Source organism: Paradesulfitobacterium aromaticivorans, assembly GCF_054657415.1.
The window spans coordinates 67,020-88,578 of the sequence record NZ_BAAHYT010000009.1; the positions used below are offsets into that span (position 1 = coordinate 67,020).

General features: G+C 46.2%; 24 protein-coding genes and 1 pseudogene. 13 read left to right on the plus strand and 12 right to left on the minus strand.

All coding sequences use genetic code 11. From position 1 onward, the window contains the following. Positions 1–6 precede the first annotated feature (6 nt). The 6 genes and pseudogenes from ltaE to ACYQ2N_RS04855 form a co-directional block, all read right to left on the minus strand. The gene (gene ltaE, locus ACYQ2N_RS04830) at positions 7–1,047 is read right to left on the minus strand and encodes a low-specificity L-threonine aldolase (RefSeq protein WP_459997861.1); all 1,041 of its coding nucleotides are present in this window, start codon (positions 1,045–1,047) and stop codon (positions 7–9) included. 207 nt (positions 1,048–1,254) lie between these two features. Continuing rightward, the gene (gene trxA, locus ACYQ2N_RS04835) at positions 1,255–1,584 is read right to left on the minus strand and encodes a thioredoxin (RefSeq protein ID WP_459997862.1); all 330 of its coding nucleotides are present in this window, start codon (positions 1,582–1,584) and stop codon (positions 1,255–1,257) included. 37 nt (positions 1,585–1,621) lie between these two features. After that, positions 1,622–1,900 (minus strand): metal-sensitive transcriptional regulator, encoded by a 279-nt coding sequence (locus tag ACYQ2N_RS04840; protein ID WP_459997864.1) that lies wholly within the window; start codon positions 1,898–1,900, stop codon positions 1,622–1,624. Positions 1,901–1,999: 99 nt separating this feature from the next. Next, positions 2,000–3,781 carry an aspartate--tRNA ligase gene (gene aspS / locus ACYQ2N_RS04845; protein WP_459997865.1) on the minus strand — a complete coding sequence of 594 codons (1,782 nt, stop codon included), beginning with the start codon at positions 3,779–3,781 and terminating at the stop codon, positions 2,000–2,002. Then, entirely contained in the window at positions 3,778–5,055 is a 1,278-nt protein-coding gene (gene hisS, locus ACYQ2N_RS04850; protein WP_459997867.1) for a histidine--tRNA ligase, read from the minus strand. Before hisS ends, aspS begins: the two co-directional genes overlap by 4 nt. Before the next feature lie 416 nt (positions 5,056–5,471). Then, positions 5,472–5,558, minus strand: a pseudogene (locus tag ACYQ2N_RS04855) (prolipoprotein diacylglyceryl transferase); the annotation flags it as partial. 533 nt (positions 5,559–6,091) lie between these two features. Here ACYQ2N_RS04855 and ACYQ2N_RS04860 point away from each other — a divergent pair. From ACYQ2N_RS04860 to ACYQ2N_RS04915, 12 genes are all read left to right on the plus strand, one after another. Beyond that, entirely contained in the window at positions 6,092–6,469 is a 378-nt protein-coding gene (locus ACYQ2N_RS04860) for a BlaI/MecI/CopY family transcriptional regulator (RefSeq protein WP_459997869.1), read from the plus strand. Positions 6,470–6,613: 144 nt separating this feature from the next. Further along, positions 6,614–7,603, plus strand: coding sequence for a hypothetical protein (locus ACYQ2N_RS04865; protein WP_459997870.1), 990 nt, complete (start codon positions 6,614–6,616; stop codon positions 7,601–7,603). A 53-nt stretch (positions 7,604–7,656) separates the two neighbouring features. Then, positions 7,657–8,097, plus strand: coding sequence for a cytochrome c maturation protein CcmE (locus tag ACYQ2N_RS04870; RefSeq protein WP_459997872.1), 441 nt, complete (start codon positions 7,657–7,659; stop codon positions 8,095–8,097). A gap of 28 nt (positions 8,098–8,125) precedes the next feature. Continuing rightward, positions 8,126–10,147, plus strand: a complete 2,022-nt coding sequence (locus ACYQ2N_RS04875; RefSeq protein ID WP_459997874.1) for a heme lyase CcmF/NrfE family subunit — start codon at positions 8,126–8,128, stop codon at positions 10,145–10,147. Continuing rightward, entirely contained in the window at positions 10,144–10,620 is a 477-nt protein-coding gene (locus ACYQ2N_RS04880) for a cytochrome c-type biogenesis protein (protein ID WP_459997876.1), read from the plus strand. Before ACYQ2N_RS04875 ends, ACYQ2N_RS04880 begins: the two co-directional genes overlap by 4 nt. A 15-nt stretch (positions 10,621–10,635) precedes the next feature. After that, entirely contained in the window at positions 10,636–11,055 is a 420-nt protein-coding gene (locus ACYQ2N_RS04885; protein ID WP_459997878.1) for a hypothetical protein, read from the plus strand. A gap of 25 nt (positions 11,056–11,080) precedes the next feature. Then, positions 11,081–12,109, plus strand: coding sequence for a hypothetical protein (locus tag ACYQ2N_RS04890; protein ID WP_459997880.1), 1,029 nt, complete (start codon positions 11,081–11,083; stop codon positions 12,107–12,109). After that, complete coding sequence (locus ACYQ2N_RS04895) at positions 12,106–12,807, plus strand: ABC transporter ATP-binding protein (RefSeq protein WP_459997882.1); 702 nt, start codon at positions 12,106–12,108, stop codon at positions 12,805–12,807. The genes ACYQ2N_RS04890 and ACYQ2N_RS04895 overlap by 4 nt, the downstream gene beginning before the upstream one ends. Continuing rightward, complete coding sequence (locus ACYQ2N_RS04900) at positions 12,808–13,482, plus strand: heme exporter protein CcmB (RefSeq protein WP_459997885.1); 675 nt, start codon at positions 12,808–12,810, stop codon at positions 13,480–13,482. A 5-nt stretch (positions 13,483–13,487) separates the two neighbouring features. After that, positions 13,488–14,183 carry a cytochrome c biogenesis protein gene (locus ACYQ2N_RS04905; RefSeq protein WP_459997887.1) on the plus strand — a complete coding sequence of 232 codons (696 nt, stop codon included), beginning with the start codon at positions 13,488–13,490 and terminating at the stop codon, positions 14,181–14,183. 53 nt (positions 14,184–14,236) lie between these two features. Continuing rightward, complete coding sequence (locus tag ACYQ2N_RS04910; protein WP_459997888.1) at positions 14,237–14,392, plus strand: CcmD family protein; 156 nt, start codon at positions 14,237–14,239, stop codon at positions 14,390–14,392. A gap of 1 nt (position 14,393) precedes the next feature. Further along, a complete protein-coding gene (locus ACYQ2N_RS04915) occupies positions 14,394–15,005 on the plus strand; it encodes a hypothetical protein (protein WP_459997889.1) in 612 nt (203 codons plus the stop codon). 92 nt (positions 15,006–15,097) lie between these two features. Here ACYQ2N_RS04915 and ACYQ2N_RS04920 read toward each other — a convergent pair whose 3' ends face one another. Further along, positions 15,098–16,780: an IS1634 family transposase gene (locus ACYQ2N_RS04920; RefSeq protein WP_459997890.1), complete on the minus strand. Its 1,683-nt coding sequence runs from the start codon at positions 16,778–16,780 to the stop codon at positions 15,098–15,100. A gap of 121 nt (positions 16,781–16,901) precedes the next feature. On the opposite strand from ACYQ2N_RS04920, the gene ACYQ2N_RS04925 reads away from it, so the two are divergent. Next, on the plus strand, positions 16,902–17,546 hold the full coding sequence (locus tag ACYQ2N_RS04925; protein WP_459997892.1) for a Fe-S-containing protein: 645 nt from the start codon (positions 16,902–16,904) through the stop codon (positions 17,544–17,546). 114 nt (positions 17,547–17,660) lie between these two features. Here ACYQ2N_RS04925 and ACYQ2N_RS04930 read toward each other — a convergent pair whose 3' ends face one another. The 5 genes from ACYQ2N_RS04930 to ACYQ2N_RS04950 form a co-directional block, all read right to left on the minus strand. Continuing rightward, entirely contained in the window at positions 17,661–18,569 is a 909-nt protein-coding gene (locus ACYQ2N_RS04930; RefSeq protein ID WP_459997894.1) for a M56 family metallopeptidase, read from the minus strand. Positions 18,570–19,107: 538 nt separating this feature from the next. Beyond that, a complete protein-coding gene (locus tag ACYQ2N_RS04935; protein WP_459997895.1) occupies positions 19,108–19,602 on the minus strand; it encodes a transposase family protein in 495 nt (164 codons plus the stop codon). A 42-nt stretch (positions 19,603–19,644) separates the two neighbouring features. Next, on the minus strand, positions 19,645–19,833 hold the full coding sequence (locus ACYQ2N_RS04940) for a hypothetical protein (RefSeq protein WP_459997897.1): 189 nt from the start codon (positions 19,831–19,833) through the stop codon (positions 19,645–19,647). Between the two features lie 31 nt (positions 19,834–19,864). Beyond that, a complete protein-coding gene (locus ACYQ2N_RS04945) occupies positions 19,865–20,506 on the minus strand; it encodes a Druantia anti-phage system protein DruA (protein ID WP_459997898.1) in 642 nt (213 codons plus the stop codon). A gap of 197 nt (positions 20,507–20,703) precedes the next feature. After that, positions 20,704–21,420, minus strand: coding sequence for a GGDEF domain-containing protein (locus ACYQ2N_RS04950; protein ID WP_459997899.1), 717 nt, complete (start codon positions 21,418–21,420; stop codon positions 20,704–20,706). Between the last annotated feature and the right edge of the window lie 139 nt (positions 21,421–21,559).

Consider the following 21,559-nt stretch of genomic DNA (forward strand, 5'->3'; position numbering starts at 1 on the left):
CACTCTCTATTCTGACATTATCTCCTTCAAAGCTTTTATAAGTTTGACGGCATCCTCTTCTCCCACATCCTCATGCGTCACAAAGCGTACTTTTTGTGGTCCGAAATCAGTTGCCAAGATTCCGTGTTCACGCAGCTTATTTAGTAGGGCTTGCGCAGTGCCCCAGGCCGGATCCACAGACGCAACCACAATATTTGTTTGAAGCCGCTCCAAGTCTACTTCAAGCGCGGGCATTTGTGGCAATTCCCGCCCGATATTACGGGCCAAAGCGTGGTCTTCAGCCAAACGGTCCACCATCTTTTCCAGGGCTATGATCCCTGCTGCCGCCAGGACTCCCGCCTGGCGCATACCGCCCCCCAGCATTTTGCGCCATTTGCGTGCCCGCGCGACAAACTCCTTGCTCCCGGCTACCATGGACCCGACCGGAGCCCCCAACCCTTTGGATAGGCAAAACTGCACGGAATCTACCGGAGCAGTTAGCTCCCTGACGTCGACCCCTTGGGCGACAGCGGCGTTAAAGATGCGGGCACCGTCCACATGTACCCTAAGTCCCGCTTCTTTGGCAGCAGCGGCAACCTCAGCTACTTGAACAGGCGTCCAGTATGTCCCACCGGCCCGGTTATGCGTGTTTTCCAGGCACAGCAAAGAAGTCCTGGGAAAATGGATGTTGTCTCCGCGCAAGGCCTCGTGCACAGCTTCGGCGCTGAAAATTCCCCCTTCACTTTCTAAGAGCCTGGGAATCAACCCGCCCAAAGCGGACATGCCCCCGACTTCGTAATAATATATATGCGACTCCTTTTCGAGCAGCACTTCGTCCCCTTTTTGCGTATGGGCCAACACCGCCACCAGGTTGCCCTGCGTGCCGCTGGTCACGAACAGAGCCGCTTCTTTTCCTACTTTTGCCGCTGCTAAGGCTTCCAGGCGGTTAACGCTCGGATCCTCCCCGTAAACATCATCCCCGACTTCCGCTTGTGCCATCGCTTCCCGCATTTCAGCCGTTGGCAGCGTCACCGTGTCACTGCGAAAGTTGATCCAATTTTGCTCCATCTCCGGTTCCCCTTTCTGTATTCCTCTGTTGCCATAAATGCAGTGCTAGCTTTTTGTTAATTGTACTACTTTTTTGGGTTTAACCCCAGTGTCGAACATTGTTTTTATGTCTCTATCTCTTAATGACTTAAATAAGGCGATGCCAGAAGCGGCACCGCCTTAAACAGCATATTAACATATTTTTTATTAAGACTATAGCAACTCTATTTAAGCGTGGGCATTGAGCATTTTAGCAAGTTCGGCTTTCGGACGGAAGCCGATGATCTTGTCTACCATCTTGCCACCTTTGAAGATGCCGAGGGTAGGAATGCTCATAATTCCGTACTGACTGGCTACCGGGCCGTGCTCATCCACATTAAGCTTACCGACGACGATTTTGTCCACATATTCATCAGCCAATTCTGCCACGATCGGAGCTACCATGCGGCAGGGGCTGCACCATTCAGCCCAAAAATCCACCAGTACCGGTTTGTCACAATTCAGAACGTCTTGATTCCAATTTGCTGTCGTAAAAGTTTTAATGTTTGCTCCTGCCATGCAAAATCCCTCCTTAGTTATACCGTAACGTCAATTATTACTTGACAAACTTGGTCAGTACCCCAATCAGTTCTTCAATTGCGCCTTCCTTATTTTGAACATCCACCGCATTTGTTAAACATTGACGGGAGTGGTTTTCGAACACAATCGTGCCCACTTTATGAACGGCAGCCCGCACTGCTGCCACTTGAACCAGGACATCCACACAGTTCTTGTCACTTTCCACCATGCGCTGCAGCCCTTTAACCTGTCCCTCAATTTTTTTCAGGCGCCGGATAAGATCGTCTTTGGAGTCTGTATACGGTGTAGTATCCATAAATATCCCTCCGATACCCTTAGGGGGTAACTCCTTTATCATTATACTGGTAAAGTTTTCTGCTGTCAAACAGTTCTTTTACTTTTCCTACTCGTACTATTATTTTGTGCTAACCGTTACAATATCCGTCTTGATGTGTAATTCTTTTAGTTGTTTGAGTGCCACGGCTGAGGGTGCCTGCGTGAGCAAGTCGGTCGCACTCTGAGTTTTGGGAAAAGCGATGACATCCCGGATGCTTTCCCTTTCTGTCAGCAGCATCACCAGGCGGTCCAGGCCAAAAGCAATCCCGCCATGGGGAGGAGTTCCATACTCAAAGGCTTCCAACAAGAACCCGAATTTAGAGTTGGCCTCCTCTTCCGACATCCCAAGTAAACTGAACATTTGCTCCTGAACTTCCCGGCGGTAAATCCGGATGCTGCCGCCGCCAAGTTCAACCCCGTTTAAGATAAGGTCATAAGCCTTGGCCCTGGACCTTAACGGTTCAGAATCAAGCAGCGGCAAGTCCTCATCCATGGGAGCAGTAAATGGATGATGAATCGCTACATAACGTTTTTCCGCCTCATCATATTCAAGCAAAGGAAACTCTGTGACCCAAAGGAAATTACGCACCCCTTCCGGAATTAAGTTCAAGCGTTTGCCGAGTTCGAGGCGCAAATGGCCCAAGGCATCAGCGACGATCCCGTCCTTATCCGCGACAAAGAACAGGATGTCCCCGGTTTCCCCCCGCATCTGTTTAATCAGCCTTTGCATTTCCTCATCCGCAAAGAATTTGGTTATGGGTGATTTGAGACCTTCCTCGGCAATGACAATATAGGCCAAGCCCTTGGCCCCGTACTGGCTGACAAACTTCACCAAGCCGTCTAATTCCCGGCGCGGCATGTCGGCGCAGCCTTTGGCGCAAATCCCTTTGACCCTGCCGCCTTTGGCAATGACATCGGCAAAGACCTTGAAATTGCAGTCTTTTACTACTTCCTCGACATCGATGAGCTCCATGCCAAAACGGGTATCCGGCTTATCTGAGCCGAACCGCTCCATCGCCTCCCGGTAAGTTAAGCGGGGAAACGGGATCTGAACACTGATGCCCGCCGCTCCGGAAAATATCTCTTTAATAAGCTCTTCCATAAGCGGGAGGATGTCCTCCACCTCGACAAAAGACATCTCCACATCTAGCTGGGTAAACTCCGGCTGCCGATCCGCTCTTAAATCCTCATCCCTGAAACAGCGTGCAATTTGGAAGTACTTCTCCATCCCGGAAACCATTAAGAGCTGTTTAAAAAGCTGGGGAGACTGGGGCAGAGCATAAAACTCCCCGGGATGCACCCGGCTCGGAACCAGGTAATCCCTGGCTCCTTCAGGCGTTGATTTCGTAAGCATGGGAGTCTCGATCTCCCAGAATCCCTGCTTGTCTAGGAAGGTGCGCATAATTTGCGTCACTTGGTGCCGGGTTTTGAATACTTCCTGCATTTCCGGCCTGCGCAAATCCAGGTAGCGATGTTTAAGGCGCAGCATTTCATCCACATCAACCTCGTCCTGAATATAGAAAGGAGGGGTTTTGGAGGAGTTCAAAACCTGGAGGGACTCTGCATAGACTTCGATTCCCCCGGTGGGCAGGCTGGAATTTTCCGTTCCTTCCGGACGGGCACTGACCTTGCCGTAAATGGATACCACATATTCGTTGCGCAAACCCTCAGCTTTGGCAAAATCCGCGCCGATATCCGGATCAAATACGACCTGAACTAAGCCTGAACGGTCCCTTAAATCGACGAAGATGAGGCCGCCGTGATCGCGCCGCCGCTGAACCCAGCCCAAGAGACGGACTTTTTGTCCTAAATCTTCAATTCTTAAAGATCCACCTTCTACTCTTTCCTGCAGCATTGTCATGCTTTTACACCCTCTCCGAATTTATCTTTAAGCACGGATACAACTTGACTTAGGGCAACTTCTTCCTGTTCTCCGACCCTTAAATTCCTAAGGATCGCCCTGCCTTTACTGAGTTCTTCTTCCCCTAAGATCAAGGCAAATTTAACACCTTCACGGTCAGCCGCTTTGAGCTGGGCCTTAAGACTGCGCCCTAACAGGTCGATACTCGCAGGAATCCCGGCTTCCCGCAGCGCATTCACTAAGGCAAACCCATGTCTCTGGGCTTGTTGTCCGAGAGCGATAATCATTGCATACCCCGCTTTTTCGAATTCCGGCATCTTCTGTTGCACTTCAATCGCTGCTAACGCCCGCTCCATACCCATGGCAAAGCCGATTCCCGGTGTTGCCGGTCCCCCGATCTCCTCCACCAGCCCGTCATAGCGGCCACCGCCGCAAATGGCGCTCTGAGCCCCAATTTCCTCCACCAAGACTTCAAAAGCGGTCTTGCGGTAATAATCGAGGCCGCGCACCAGGCGGGGATCTACTTTATAAACAACGCCGGCTGCCTCCAGCAGTTCCTTGAGTTGTTCAAAGTGGCTCTTGCAATCATCGCAGAGCATGTCCAAGGTCGTAGGAGCCCCTTTGGTAATCTCCTGGCAGGACGGGTTTTTGCAATCCAAAATCCGCATGGGATTGCGTTCCAGCCGATCCTGGCAGTCCCGGCAGAGTTCATGACTGCGGGGCTTCAGAAACTCTAACAGCTTGTCTTTATGTTGAGCCCGGCAAGTCGGGCAGCCGACAGAATTAATATGCACTTCCAGCCCTGTAAGCCCTAAGCGCTGATACAGGGTCCACACCAGGCTGATAACCTCCGCATCGACCACAGGCTTGTCCGCCCCTAAAACCTCAATTCCGAACTGGTGGAATTGGCGAAAGCGCCCAGCCTGAGGCCTTTCATAGCGAAACATCGGCCCGATATAATAAAGCTTTACCGGCTGAGGCCAGGCATAAAGCTTATTTTCCGCATAGGCACGGCAAACCGCAGCCGTCAGCTCCGGGCGCAGCGTAATCGAGCGCTCCCCTTTGTCCAGAAAAGTGTACATCTCTTTGTTTACAATGTCTGTCGTTTCTCCCACTCCGCGCTGGAAAAGTTCAGTAGCCTCGAAGAGAGGAGTGCGGATTTCTTCATAGCCGTATTCACGGCAAACTGCACGAATTGTGTCCTCAAGGTACTGCCACTTTTCAACCGTTCCCGGCAGTATGTCCTGAGTCCCTTTTGGGCGCTGAATTGCCATACCTGTTCCCCCTTATCAAAGAGTAATAAAAGTTATTAGTTACGTGCTTAGTGTTTTACACACTTCATATTATAAAAGGGCTCTGGGAAAAACATTAAAAAAAGTCCCCTCCCTTGCCTATTGCAAGGGACGAGAACTTCTCGTGGTGCCACCCTCATTGACGGATACTTTCCGTCCACTCTTACGGTTGTTAACGAAACCACCCGGACTAAAATCCCCTCCTCAGGCTGTCCCGCGCTGCGTCTCCCAGGCCGGTCTCAGTTAGTCGGCCTTCCCTGGAGAGAGATGATGCATTGCCTTGTCCCAAGGGTTAATAGGTCATTTAGTTATACCTTATCATGTATTTTTCATAATATCAAAGGAGAGGAAAGCTGTCAACACGCATGCACGCATATAAACCCGCACAATGTCTGACGACTGCTCCACTGGGCGGCAGTCCACTGGAACAAATAGCGCGGTCCGTCCCCTCGGAGGAACTCCAGCGCAAACCTGCCGCTGGAATACTCCAACGAAGGTTTTTCGAGGCTCAATCACACAGCTTTCGCACTCGCTGTCTACGCTTCACGCTAGAAATCGCTTCCTACCGCGCAAAACTCGCTTCCGGCTGTTGACCAAACTTTACCGGGCAGGGTACTTCCTCCCTGCTAGGTTCCTACTAAAGGTTTCAGCCTAAAGGCATTCCCCTTTACCAGACTTATCCTAGCGCAATGACGCTTACGACCCAAGTGATTCTTAATTGCGCTCTGCAGAAGGTGCGTGTAACTCTAGTGCTTCCCTCGCCATCATAAATGCTTCTTCCAAATGAATCTCCTTCGGTAATACACAAGACCATTTGCATTAAACCCTTTCAAATTCAATTTTTATTAGTTTAGTTGATAATTGACATGAAGAGAGTTATAATACAATTACTACATTGCGTAGTACCATAGCATGTAGTATTACAGGTAATCGTATTCGTGTTAGGAGCGCAACTGCAGAAGAGAGGTGATTGTTCATGACTCCCTTTGGTTTTGATTTTAGAACCAGGAAACAAGGCTTGGAAAAAGTATTGGGACCGTTAGAAAGTGAGATCATGGACCTTATCTGGTCCAAAGGTCGGGTGACCGTACGAGAAATTCATGAGGCATTGTTAGCTAATTCGGACAAAAGTATTGCTTACACGACAGTAATGACAACAATGACTCGCTTGGCAAAGAAAGATATTCTCAAAGCTTTCACAGAGGGAAATGCTTATTCTTACGAAGCGGCCTACCCTAAAGAAGAATTTCTGAATACGGTTGTAGGTGAAGTAGTTGACGGGTTGATTGATGATTTTTCCGAACCGGCTGTAGCGCATTTTATCGAGAAAATCAAGTCAGTCGATCCGATCAAACTAAAGCAGCTTGAGGATCTCATTCATAAACAGAAAGACTAATAACTTCACTAATCTATAGACGCTTACGATTACTAAAGATTTTACCAGTGTTCATAAAGAAGAGAATTCTCTTTTGTAGATTAGTAAATCTTATCACATTAATAATAGTCATATAAAAATTATTGCAGAAAGAGGTGAGAGCCTATGATAAAGTCTCTAATAAAAATAAAGTCCGTCTCGATTATCCTCGTACTAACCCTTCTCCTCCCCATTGTGTCTCCATCATCCGTTCTCGCAGAAACCTCCGGACTTAAGGCAGTGGATTTCAATGTCATGGTTAAACCTGAGTACGACGATCCAAGAACACTGGTCATTTATGAAGGCAACTTCATCAATTCGGGAACAGAGATTATCAAGAAAAACACCCCTATTTCTTTTATTATCCCAAAGGATGCCACTGTTGGCATGGCGTGTGAGCTCAACGCCCAAGGTGGGCATGAGTGTCAACCTTACACGACGAAGGACCTTGGAGATAACAAAGTCCAACTCAGTTGGAATATTACTAAAGATCTTCAACCCAATCAAAAGTACCCTATTTTCCTCGAATTTTATTACGACAATAAAGCTGTAGCACCGAACAAAACATTCGATTATACCTTCACCCCGACTTACAATTTGGATAGTTTAAATCTCACCGTAACTGCTCCAAAGGCCTCTTCAAGCTTTGCGATTTCTCCTTCTGCTCCAACAACTCAACGCGATCAGGAGGGGCTAAACAACTACCTTTATAATTTCACGAATAAAGTTTCAGGCGATGCCGTAACGCTCAAGGTGAGTTATACCAAAAATGATAACAAACCCACGTTTGACAAACCTCAGACAGGCAACACCGACTCATCTACGGGTAGCAAGAGTACAAGTCCCCTAAACAATCCAGCGCTTTTAGTAGGCATGCTTATCTTTATAGGACTATTGGGTGTTTTGTTAGTGTACGGTTTGAAAAAGCCGGGCAAACCTCCCGTACCACCCAAAGGAAAATCGGACAAGAATCTATCGAACTCCAAGGGCACAAACACAAATAAAAATAAGAACAGTATTGCTACTCAGAAGAAAAAAATTCGTCAGATGCTTCTGGACGGCAAAATTAACGAAGAGACCTACAAAGAATTACTGCAGGATCTGAAAGAGGAGTAGGACTTATTCCTGGTCTGGAGGTGGTTTTTCTGAAAAACAAAAATGTAAAGATCATGTTAGGGATGGGCCTTATTGTCCTGGCTATTGCTTATCTTATCTTCTCTAGTATGCAAACGGCTACTGCAGCTTATTACATGACCGTTGAAGAGGCCTTAAACGGAAGTATCGAAGCAGGTAAATACTACCGCGTCGAAGGAAAAATCAATCTGGATGAGGTTAGCTATAATACAGCTAAAACCCCGGTTGAACTTAAATTCCAAATTTATGACGAAAAAGACGCGAGCAAGAAAATTACTGTGATTTTCAACGATGTCAAACCCGACAATTTCCAAGATGCAACGGCAGCTATCGTTCAAGGAAAATTTAATTCGGATGGGACTTTCCAAGCAGACACCCTAAACCTTAAATGCCCATCCAAATATGAACAGGAAAACCCCTCTCAAAATGAAGGAGTCATTACAAAATTCTTAAGATCCCTAGGGCTTAAACGCTAATTAAACCGCAAAGAAGGAGCGCTTATGAATGGCTGAAGCCGGTTATTTTTCCCTTGTCCTCGCCCTCATGCTAAGCCTCTATAGCATCATCGTCTTTATCATCGCTGCCCGGCGAGATAATCCCATTTTCCTGGCGAGCGCCAAAGGGGCTTCCCTTGGTGTTGCATTTTTCAGCTCAGTTGCTACAGTCATCTTGCTTTATTTTTTGATGACAGGGGAATATTCGATCAAATACGTTCATGACTATACCAGTAATGACCTCCCTATATTTTATCGTTTCGCTGCCTGGTGGGCTGGTAATGCCGGTTCCCTACTTCTCTGGCTTTTCTTACTCTCCTGGTATACCGTAATGGTTGCTTTCTCCAAAAAAGCTCAAAACCTCACACCCTACGCCAGCACAATCCTGCTTTTTAACTCCGCCTTTTTCCTCTTTATCTTGACTTTTCTCGTTAATCCTTTTGAAAGAGTTCCTGGCTGGTATCCGGGAGCTATTATTCCTGACGGAGCCGGGATGAATCCCCTGCTGCAAAATCCGGGTATGGTCTTTCATCCGGTGACTACCTACTTAGGATATGTTGGTTTTGCTGTTCCTTTCGCTTATGGCATGACCGCCCTCCTAACCAAAACTACCAATGATCAATGGATCAAGGTAACAAGACACTGGACCATTATCGCTTGGCTGTTCTTAACCCTAGGTAACCTCTGGGGTGCCCAGTGGGCTTATGCGGAATTAGGTTGGGGTGGGTACTGGGGTTGGGACCCTGTGGAAAACGCCTCTTTCATACCTTGGCTCACCGGCTCAGCCTTTCTACACTCAGTCATGATTCAAGAACGAAAAAATATGCTTAAAACTTGGAATGTCGTCCTTATAAGTGTTACTTACGTGCTCACACTTTTCGGAACCTTCCTTGTACGCAGCGGGGTTCTTACCTCGGTGCATGCATTTGGGAACAATGCTCTAGGGAGGTACTTCCTTATCTTTACTCTTCTTATGTTCTTCTTTTCTCTCGGCCTAATCATCCTCCGACGTGATTTATTGGTACAGGATGGAAGCTTTGAGTCTTTCCTCTCCAAAGAGAGTAGTTTTCTCATTAACAATCTGATTCTTATCGGCCTCGCAGTCGCCGTCTTCTTCGGAACCATCTATCCCTTAGTTTCCGAAGCAGTCCGGGGTGTTAAGGTATCTGTTGGCGCAAGCTTTTTTAACCCCGTCAGTGCCCCGTTAGGCATCGCCCTTTTCCTGCTCATGGGTATATGTCCTCTAATCGCCTGGCGGAAAGCTTCGCCAAAGAACCTGATCGATAACTTCCTGTGGCCGCTCCTCACCGCTCTTCTTTGCGCAGCACTTCTCTTTTTCCTCGGTGTTAGAAAGGGCTACGCTTTGCTCGGGTATGCCACAGCTACCTTTACGATCAGCACAATTATCCTGGAAATCCTCCGCGGTACCAAAATTCGGCACAAGCTATCGGGCGAGGGCTATCCCAAGGCTTTCCTCGGTCTGATGCTTAGAAATCGCAGAAGACATGGCGGATATATCATTCACCTAGGGTTGGTACTCATGCTCATCGCTATCGTAGGCTCACATACCGCCAACCTGGACATCACCAAAACCCTAAAACCCGGAGAGAGCCTGGATGTGGGAAAATACCACCTTACCTTCAACCAATTAGGGGAAAAATCGATCGGCACCTCCCGAGATGCTGTATTTGCTGATATCTCAGTTTTTGATAAAACGAAGGGCACACTTCTCGGTAGCGTGGAACCGCAAAAAGTGTTCTACCCAACCAACGAGCAGCCCATGACCGAAGTCGGTCTCCGTTCGACCCTGAGAGAGGATCTCTACATCATCTTGTCCACTTGGGAGCAAGATGGTTCGGCGACCTTCAAAATCATTATTAATCCGCTCGTGAGTTGGCTTTGGATCGGGGGATATGTCCTGATCTTTGGTGCAATTTTTGCCCTTTGGCCCGGACGCGGCAGCCAGACCGGTTCCAAATATTTAAGCACGATGAACCTATCCCAACACTTAGAAGGAGGCCGGGGATTATGAGCAAGTTTTTCCCTCTTTTGACCTTAGTCATGATGCTTCTTGCTCCTCAATCCCTCTCAGCTCAGGAAAGCTGGGAAACCCGACCCATTCCTACAGATGTTGAGGTAGGTGTTATCTGTGTCCTTGATGGCTGCATGATGAATCTCAATGTTTGCGAAACCCCAGCTGCCGAAAAACTGCGCCTCAACATCCGCGAGAAAATGTTTAAAGACGGTCTCAGCAAAGAACAAACGTATGCTTACCTTGTCCAAACGTATGGTGAAAAGGTTCTCGCAGCCCCTCCTAAGAGAGGCTTTAACTGGACGGTTTGGCTTGCTCCCTTTGTTGTGACAATCGGCGGAGGAGCTTTAATCTATCTGGGTCTCGAAAAATGGGTCCTTTCCTCCAGGGATAATGAGGAAGAAACGAACCCCGTGCCCATTGACCCCCAATACGAAAAGAAACTTGAGGAAGAAATCAAAAAGTACCTTTAATGAGGAGGATAGGCCTTGAATATCTTTATCATGATCCTGCTGACTCTGATCGCGCTGGTCCTGGTAAGCTACCCATTTATCCGGGGTACCCGAACCGCTAAACCCTTATTCGCCGGTCCTGATAACCCCAACATACCCGATCGGGAGATCATTCTTGGTACTTTAGGCGAGATTGAATTCGATTATCATATGAACAAACTCTCCCCGGATGATTACCAGAACCTTAAAAATATTTATTCCGGAGCAGCCATTCGGATTTTACAATCCGAAGAATCAATGAATCCTGCTAAGCAGGCGAATGCTGACATCGAAGCTGAGATTGAAGCTGAAATTGAAGCCGAATTACAAGCTCTTGGTAGCCAGTGTTCATTTTGCCATGCGCATTTGAAACCGGGTCAAGAACATTGTCATAACTGCGGTGAAAGACAATTTTGACTCTACGAAGAAAGGCGGGCCAGCGATGGGCAGATTGATTTTGACTCTATTTCTGATTTTCTCCTTTACGTTCGCCCCGATTTCTGCTGCAAATGCTGCCAGCCAGACCGGGGATTCCCAGCAAATCGAACTTCTTCAAGATCATATGATTATCTATCCTCAAGACGAAGGTATCGGAATTCAAGAAATTCTCCAATTAAAAAACACAGGGTCAGAGCCTTTCAAAGGCAACTCGCTTAAAGACTCTACGGGTCAAGAAAAAACAGGTTGGCTTTTTCCCTTGCCCAAGGGTTTTACCCAAGCTGAAATTGATAGCTTATCCGATAATGAATTTTCGATCATCAGCGAAGGGGTTCAGATCTATAAACCTATACCCCCAGGCGAAACTCAAATGATTATCCTTTACCGTATCCCATCCGCCTACCCGATCTCTTTCTCGAAGAAAGTTCCTTTTCCGACCCAGTCTTTTTTCCTGATCTCCCCTGACGCTTACCCTGTACAATCAGATACCCTGAAAACAGGGGACACGTTCCAATTCGACGGAACTTCGTATATTCAACTGGCGAGCGAAAATGTGGCAACAGGCACCCGCCTGAACTTCACCGTGGTTAAAGGGACAAGTTCTCTCACTCAAAATGGGAGTCGACTCGCGAATGGGTATAAAGTTACAGGTCATCCGAGTACCCATGTTGCGTTGTTCAATTCCGAACCGCTGGTCTATACAAATCCCCATATCTGGGCAATCTATCTTTTCGTCATGCTGGGTTTAGCTGTTGCAGCCTCCATACTCTTCTTCCGCCAAAAACGGAAGGGAAAAACCGAATTAAACTCAGTCGCCAATTCCGGAGTCGATCAGGAGGATCTTCTCTTCTTGAAACTGAAGCTTAAGCAAGATCGTCTCTTAGGGCGCCTCGAAGCTTTAGATGAAGATTATCAGTCCGGCAAAATTCCTGCCGACGAATATGAAGGAATTCGGAGCAACTATAAAAAGCTCCTCGTCCAGGTTAAACTTCAACTGAGGGAACTAGCCGAGGGTGAGGAGGCCAATTCATGATCGTTGCTCAAGGCCTCACGAAACGTATTGGCTCTAAACAAATCCTAAAAAGCATTGATCTCGAGATCAGACCTGGCGAGTTTGTCAGTTGTTTTGGACCCAATGGGGCCGGCAAAAGTACCACTATAAAGATTCTGGCCCTTCTCAGTAAACCATCAAACGGCGAGTTGTGGATAGCAGGTCAGAAAGCGGATACCTCCAACCCCGTTTTGCGTCGCAAAATTGGGGTGATTTCCCACAATTCTCTTCTGTATAACAACTTAACAGCACGTGAAAACCTTCTCTTCTATGGGCAAATGTACGAGGTAACAAATGTGAATAACCGGATCGCGGAACTGTTAGATGATGTCGGTTTAACTTATGCAGCCAACGACCTCGTCGGCACCTTTTCCCGCGGTATGCAACAAAGGCTTTCCATCGCCCGCTCGCTGATTCACGACCCGCCCATCCTGCTTATGGATGAACCTTATACCGGTCTGGACGAAATGGCAAAACATATCCTTAACACCATCCTGGGTAAACTCTCCGCCAGCAAGCATACGGTTTTCCTCATCACCCACGACTTTGATCAAGGCCTCGAACAAAGTGATCAGGCTCTCATCCTTGTCAGTGGCAAGATCGTTTTCCGCTGCCAACCTCAAAACACGACCCGGGAAGAATTCAGACAGCAATACTTAGCTTTCGCAGGGGGCTATTAAATGAAGGTTGTTCACAAACTTTACCTCCTGCTATGGAAGGAACTGAAAAACGAGTCCCGGGCCAAAGAAGTCCTCACTTCCATGCTCGTTTTTTCCCTGCTCGTTGTGACCACTTTTGGTTTTGCCTTGGAATTACCGCGGGAGGAAGTGGGCAAAATCCTGCCCGGTCTCATCTGGGTCACCTTGATATTTGCTGGACTCCTGGGGCTCAACCGATCCTTTGTAGCAGAAAAACAAAATGATTGTCTTTTAGGGCTGATGCTATGTCCTATTGACCGTAGTCTCATCTATTTTGCCAAAACCATCACCAACCTGGTTCTGATGGGAATCGTCGAGTTTGTCGCCATCCCCCTATTTTTTATCATGTTCAATTACCCCCTGCCCCAAAGCCCAGGCCTGTTCGTGCTTATCTTGGCTTTAGGCACCTATTGCTTTATCTCTGCCGGTACTTTTCTCGCAGCCTTAGCCGCCGGAACACGCACGAGCGAAATTTTACTGCCCGTTCTTCTCATTCCCTTAATCATTCCTGTACTTCTCAGTGCTGTTCTCATCACACAACAATCCCTCGGTTTGACCGTAACCGGTGTAAGTCTTTACCTTAAACTCCTCGTCACTTATGCAGTGGTCTTTACCGCCCTGCCAGCCCTTTTGTTCGACTATCTGCTGGAGGTGTAGCCAATATGACTAAACTCAAGAATCGCCTGCCGGAAAAACTCCTCTCTTGGTTAACTTTTTTCTCAGTATGGATTGCTCTTTACCTCGCTCTGGTTTATGCTCCTACGGAAAAAACGATGGGTGATATTCAAAGAATCTTTTATTTTCATGTGGCTTCAGCTTGGTTAGGTATGTTTGCCTTTCTCGTCGTCTTTGTGGCAAGTATCCTCTACCTGATAACGAAAGAATTCAAATGGGATATCTTTGCCAATACTTCCGCTGAAATTGGAGTTGTCTTTACCACCATCGTCTTAATCACCGGTCCCTTATGGGCCAGGCCGATCTGGCAAACCTGGTGGAGTTGGGATCCCCGGCTTACGACGACGTTAATCATGTGGTTCCTCTATTTGGCCTATGGTCGCATCCGCAAAGCAATCCCAGATGAAGAAAAGCGTGCCCGCTATGCCGCAATTTATGGGATTCTCGCCTTTATTGACGTCCCGATCGTCTTTTTTGCTATCCGTTGGTGGCGAACCATGCACCCTGGCGCCTTAATCAGCAGTAGTGGAATCGGTTTAGCCCCGGATATGAAACCTGCATTTTTCCTAAGCTTGATCTCTTTTACTCTGCTCTATTTCTACTTGATGAGTAAAAGTTATCGAATCGAGCGTCTCAGCATAGAACTCAAAACCTTACGTGAGCGTATCATTGGTGATCGGTAAAGAAAACTTACTTCAACTCATCGGATAAAAACCATAAAACGGAGGGGAGTTACTTGGATAGCTTATTCTATCTATTTATAGCCTACACTTTCATTTGGGCTCTCATCTTCTGGTATACCCGGCGCTTAGACAACCGCCTCAAAACAACTCAGGAAGAACTCACATTATTGAAAAAATCTTTACAAGACCGCTTCCCCACCGGAGGTTGATATGGAGAAAAAAGCTTTAAAACTTCTCGGGGCTGTCGCCGTGATATTGACGCTTCTCATAATCGCTTATACTATGACGGCAGCACTCAACGGAAACCGCTCAAGTAAACCTCAGGTTCAAGCAGCAACGGCTCAAAGTTCTACAAACAATCAAGCCTCTCCTGACAAAACTCAGCAAGCCAGCCAGCCTCTTGATTCTGAAACCGAGAAGTTATTTCCCTCTCAGCTGGCCGAAATGAACAGAATAGAGTTAATAGCAGGTGAGCAAGCACTTAAATCCGTATCGCTGCTCCATGGGAAGGATATCCCCATGCAGCGGGCTTATGTTGCAAACTATCAAGGCCAGGGAGACAAACAAATGACCATCTGGTACTCTGAAACCGGCAATCTCCAAGATGCCCAGCTTCTCTTCCAATCCATGGACCAGAAAATGCCCAACTCAGATGCCTTCAAGGATTATAAAACGGTTAAACTCGATAATCAGGAATACAAATTCGTCACGGGTATGGGTCAAGATCACTATTATTGGCTCAAAGGCAACCGCGTGCTCTGGATTGCTGTTCAAGGAAGCGATAGCCTGAATGTCCTGAAGGAAATCATTCCCTTGTATTAAACCTTAAAAATTCAGTTGACCTCTGGAGCTCTTGTTCCGCGAGTTCAGATTCACTCATTTTAATTTAAGACATGGTAAATCCTTACAATGTCTTACTGGATGCTTTCAGCAGGCTTTAGGTAAATTGATGGGTCAAAACCTGCCCACTGCACCATGTCCAAAGCCTGGCGATTCAAATTGCTCGGGAAATATCGTTGCCCTTGCACAACGACAACTTCTATTGTGGCTAGCACCTCCAGAATTGTTGCTATTGATGGAGTGTCAGTCTTCTTATTTCCCGGTAACTGGACAAATTCATTTCGTTCCTTAAGACTCTGTCGTACCCGATACTCAAGGTAAGATGCCAACATGAGCACCAAAATAAACACATATCCCAGCGCATGGATTCGTTTCTTGCTCTTTAGAAAAACCGGCCCTAGGTACACCGGACTTTTCAAAAACCGAAACTTCGTTTCGATCAAGATTTGACGCTTGTATTCAGCTAAAATGGCTGCCGGAGTATATTTCTGTTGATCCCGTATGGAGTAAATGAGCACGAAGGTTGATTCCAATTGGCGCAGCCGTTCAAAAAGATCAGGATTCAAGTCTCCTATTGTGCAGTTAACTCGGTAACTAACCGTCTCGATCGGTTGTTCACCTTTCTTCGGGCGTCCCTTATGTGCATAGGTTGTGACAGTCTGGCACTCCACTGTTCCAGAAAATGAGTAGCTTAGCTTAGCAACCTCTTTGGCAAAAGCTTGGAGAGCGCTCTGGGCATCCGGTTCACAGGCAAAAGCTGTGGAAGTTAGGTTTTTCGCCTTGCGTTCCAATTCTTCTTTCTGTTTGCTTATCCTCTTAATCAAGGTTTTCTCCTTGCTGGCTTCCAGCATGCTAGAGTGAACGACCAGGAAGTTGTATGCTCGATCATCCAGTTTTCTTTGTACCGGAAATACCCGATAGCGAGCTGCCTGGTTGGCATTACTACTCGCTAGCATCCCGATGTCCTGCCAATCGTCTTGGTCCCATGCCAACTGTTTTAATTCCCTGGCTAAGCCAAAGGTTTCGGGAAACCTAGAGATAAACTGCACCTCCTGTCCGGCTAAGCGCTTTAAGCCTCCGGTAGAAATCAGGGCACAATCGGCGATAAAGATGACGTCTTTGAATCCTTGCTTGGTGAAAAGCTCCTGTATCTTGAGAGCAGCATCCGGATTCCACTCTACGTCAGCTTTATTGCCGGCTAATAATTCACCCATTATGACTAATCCATGTTCCTGAACAGCGGCACCAAGTTTGAACTGTTTCAGATCGGGGCGCAGATCCTTACTAAACCCGTGATTAATCTCAAATTCATCATGGGCCTGACCGGTATACGCCCCCTGGACGGACTTTGATGTCGTATCAAAATGAACAACATTTATGCCAAGGGAGTGTGCCTGGAGTAAGGATAGGGAAACTGTACTGACCAATTGTTCCATCGATACCTCGGCAAGCTTATCCAAGGCGTGGCCATAAGCATCATCATTAAGTTGTTCAACACTGAGTTCAACATCAGCGAATAAACTTGGCAAGTCTTGTTGGGCCCAGAATTGTTCGATCTTCCACAGGGGTTTGCGGCCACAAAGAATACAAATCACCAAGGTTTCAATGAGCAAACCGGGAGAAATCTTTGAATTAGCTTCTTTCCAGTGAACCATTTGGTTTACCGTCTGAGCGATTTTTGCCGTACGGCACAGGGCCGCAGCGACAGGAACACTTGATGCTCGTATGGTGCGGATATCAGCGAATGAATTCGTCATAATGTTACCTCCATGAAAATTTAGAGATAACATTCGACACGAAATAGCTGAAATCCTTTAAATGGAATAAAATAACTTTTCCCAAAATTTAACTTGCGGAATGTGAGCTGGAGGTGAATCCATGGCTAACTTAGAAGAAAAAAGAGCCCGTTTAGCGCTCAAAAACCAACGTAGCCAGAAACGTAAAAAAATCGTCCTTAGCTCCCTAGTAGGACTGCTAATTTTAGGAATTGCCGTGATCATACTCTCTACCCGAGAGAGTATTCCGGGCTTTGATGACAAATATTCAATCGGACGAAGCATGAAATATAAAGATAATGTGAAGATAGAAATGACGGAAATCAAACCGGAAATAGAGAATGGGCAAATTAAAATTCCCCTTGCCAGCTTAGAAAAAAGCTCAATTATCTATGCCATGTATGACCCTGACCGCGAAATCGGGAACGGTCAAAAGGGCTTACCCCTCATGGCCTACCTCACCCCTGCTGGAAGAGTAATGGTTGCCTCTAGTTTTTGTGAGCCCTGCTATTCCCGCAAATTCCATATTGAGGGGGATGTTTTGGTCTGCAATGTCTGCTACACCCGTTGGGCTTTAGCCGATCTGACAGGTTTAAGTGGCGGTTGTGTCAAATACCCCCCACAAGAAGTAAAATATACCGTCAATAAAGAAAAAGGAGAAATCGTAGTTAATGAAACTGATTTAAAGAACTGGAAACCACGCGATTATGATACCTTGACAACACAGGATATGAATAAAATCAATTAGGTAGAAACAACAAAGAAACAGGTAAACTTAGTTAACCTGCCCAACCCTCATTTTCATTTTTGTTTCAGTGCAAATGCCCAACTTTTCCTATACGTACAAGGCGCATCCAAGAACCTATAGATATGTAAGATGACAAAGATAAGTCGAATGACACGATACGGAGACAAAAGATTGATTATAGGTTATCGTCATATACACAGCTGCGAGTAGAAAAGCAACATATACTCCCAAAATAGTCCAATCCTGTAGCTTTAGTGTGGGCTCAGGCAACCATTTATGGTTTAAACAATGTTCGATTCTTGCCTCCAAGACGTACGTCACGCCCACGGCGAATCGTGGAGGTGTGAATTCGAATTTTATAAGTTTCAATAAGGCTGAGGCTAGGAATTGCTGGTCTACACCTAAACTTCTTTGTGCATATTTGTCTGCCTGCAGTTCCATGGTTACAGAAAAACTTTGCATTAACCGGGTAATTACGCCTAATGCAGAAACTTTATTAAACAAAGCCCTTAGCAAAAAAATCTTAAAGGGGTCCTTCTTCATAACATGACATTTTTCATGGAGCAAGACAGCCTTTAATTCCTTGGGTTCAAGCATTTCTACTAGACAGTCTGAGATCACTATCCTTGGTTTAAATAATCCAAAGGTAAAAGCAATGGGATAAGCTTCGGTAACGAATAGTAGCTTATTTAAAACACCAATCTCCTCAGCTGTTTCCTTCAAGCCTTTAGGCAATTTTTCTTTTCGGATTATCCTTTTCATAAAATCTTGGAAAACTCTTTTCTGATGCATACCAAACCCTATTACATGCTTTAACCAAAGCAGGAAAAGGATACCCGCTAATAAGCCTACCCCCTTATAAACTGTAGGTAAAGCCACAAGTTGGGTGCATTGACGTATAAATTTAGCCATCGGAGCGATTGTGAGAAAGGAACTGAAGATTCCTAAAAAGAGCAGAGAAGATATCCCAAAGAAACCTAAAAGCAGAAAAGTTCTATTGTTAAGCTGGGATAGCCTAGACAATAACATCTCCTCCTTTCATACTTATACACCATTCCAAGCAAAAGTTGATTCGGGTATTCCCAAATAGCGAACGATCTTCGGTTGGCTGTCGTTGAGCGGTTCGAGCAACCTCCGTATCGTTTTACCATTATCGATATAACATTGATACAAAATATTGTAAAATATCCGTAGTATCATCAATTGTGTTTGTTGTTTTTTGATCATGTTTCCGGTGCCAACGACCGTTTCATTTTCTTCCTTTGTTGGCGCAGAAAATGGATCAAGCCCCGGATTCCCTTTTCCCTTACCCAGTTCATAATTTCAACCCCACGCATCACTAAATTGTTGAGTAGATGAGCTAAACGTATGAGATAGTGATACCCTTTCATGGCTTGCCAATCATAGGAATAGGTATGTTCATATTCGTAACCCTGGTGCTTTTCGACAAGAAAGTTGTTTTCTAGGCTCCAGCGATACCGAGCTTCTAAATTGCAGTAGTTATGCACGTTGTTTTTTGTGAGAGCTTGGCTGGAAAGCCAAGCATGTCGGGACTGCTTCGTTATGATCTCTCCTTTTGAATTGAGTTCTTGCCAGCTTTCATGAGTGGTAACGTCAACCCTTCCAGAGTATAGACATAGTATTCATATTGATCCTCCGTTCCGGGAAGCCGTTTCTGCAGACACTCTTCACTCCAGCGATAGGGACGGCTCATTTTTCTGGTCCCATCGATTGCGATCAGATAATGCTTGGTAACTAAATATCGCCGTAGTTTTTTCCCACGCAGCAATTTCCGTAGGATATGGATAATAGCCTCTTCAAGCCTTTCTACTTCGATGTTTTGGAGTAAACGTTCTAAGGTGTCGGCGTGAGGCAATGTTTCTAGTTCCGGGAAAAGAGCCTTCAGATTTTCCGTAAAAATGGGTTCGGTCATGATCCGGTTGGCTTCACGGCGTGACCCGATCTGGTAAACAAAGAGCAAAAGACCGTACAGGAGAACCACGGTGAGTTTGTGTTTGACCGAGCCCGGTCGACGGGGATCCTCAATTTGGGCCAAGTCCTTTAGTAATCCTGGGAGCAGGGGACGCAGTATTTTAAGCTATGCTTCGATCATTTCCTGTCGGGCCGCTAGTTCTTCTTCAGGACTGTTGAGATAGCTCTTATGGTTGGGTAATGCAGGTGTTTCTTTGGGCTTAAGCCCTTGTTCCACTTGGTTTTGGTGAAGAACCCTGTAGAGAGCGTTCCGTTGTTGACGACAACTCGGTATCTTTGTTTTCATTTTATTCATGAGAATCTCCCCCCCTTCCCAGGCTTAACCCTTAAGGCCTGGCGAAAGTCTTTAACGAGGGCGGAGAGGAAAGGTATTCTCTATAACGGTCCATCCTTCCCCGACCTATGGTTTCTCCAATGTTTTGCCAGTTCGCTGCCAGATAACAGGTGCCCCGGTATTTTTCCCGATCCACAAATGTTTCAAGGAGAACCGGTTGATAACCATAACGTGCCTGCCAGTCCGAGCGAATCCGCTTGACGGACAGAGACAAAGCACGACTTGCCAGATTCTTAATATTGACCCAAGGGAAAATGAGAAAGCGGGTATTGTTGATAACCAGATGCAGTTTTTGACTACGGTCGGCCTGAGTCCATCCAATCCAGTTAGGAGCCTCTGGATTCGTCTTTGCCCCTGGGATAACGGGTTTCTCTAGACCCTTTATCGTCTTTCTTAACTCCGGTAGCTTGAGAAAGCCCAGTGTTTCTAATTTAGTGAGTAACTTACTGCATGACTCGACTTTAAGTCGACCGTTTGGAGAAAACCACTCTAAATTCTCACAAACGGTTAACGCAAGCTCCTTTCGACTGAGGGACTGAAACATCCGTACGGTTTCCTGAATCTCCTCTAATTCCTGAAAGGTAAACTCTCGACCACAGAGTAGAACTGGCGCTGATTCAAACAGGTCAAACATAGTGGAGTCTCTCCTTTATCTACATATACCCACACTATTGTCCCATATTTGAAAAAGAATGTTCAGCCCTATTTGCGACAAAATTTCTTCATTCTGTTCACCTGAAGTCTTGGTATATCTTAGTTCTTAGATTTGTGCTTCAGCACTGCACGCCCGCATGCCCGCATGCAACGCCTACACAACGTCAGTCAGTTCCATTAACACAAAACGGTACAGTTTTTTCCTTTCCGTTTAGCCTCCAAGAGTGCCTTATCGGAGGCATTAATTACTCTCGGAATATCATTTCCGTCTTCCGGGCAACAGGCCAGACCCATAGATACCGTTATTGTTCCATATGGTGAATTATCCAGTTGACTTACTTCATCCCTCATCTTTTCCGCAATTCTTTCTGCGTTCTTCTTGTCGCAGTCTTTCAGCAACACTACGATTTCCTCGCCACCGTAACGGTATACTTTGTCTCCAACACGAAGATTTGAGCTAATCGTTTGACCAACCTTTCTCAGAACTTCATCCCCGGCCTCGTGCCCGAATTTGTTGTTAAACGAACGAAAGTCATCTATATCCAGAAACAGTACGGAACATACCGCGTCAGAACAGACATTCAATATATCTTGATCGAAAGCCCTCCTGTTTAACAATCCGGTTAAGTTATCTGTTCGGACATCTTGACGTAAACTGTGGTTATTTATGTGCAAGCGGGTGTACTTGCGGTAAAAAACTTCCGCCACTAAATAGCTGGCTATACCAAAGAGTACACCTAAGATAAGACAATGCAAGAAAACATTATCAAACAAGGGCTGAGCAATTAAATGGAACGCTACCGCAAAACTAACTCCGATAGTGAGCATACTGACGAATAGGCCAATGTGAATCATGACCAAGGCTCCTTTATTCTCGGGTATTTGTAAGTTCACAAACGTCTTCCTTATTCTAGCCCTTTTTTTTCCAAACACAAGACAATATCTGGTGAATCTTACTTTCCCACTGCCCTACGTCCTATAAAATTTTTTTATAATACTATAAAGTTAGAGTGCTTATAAATCCAGCGAACCG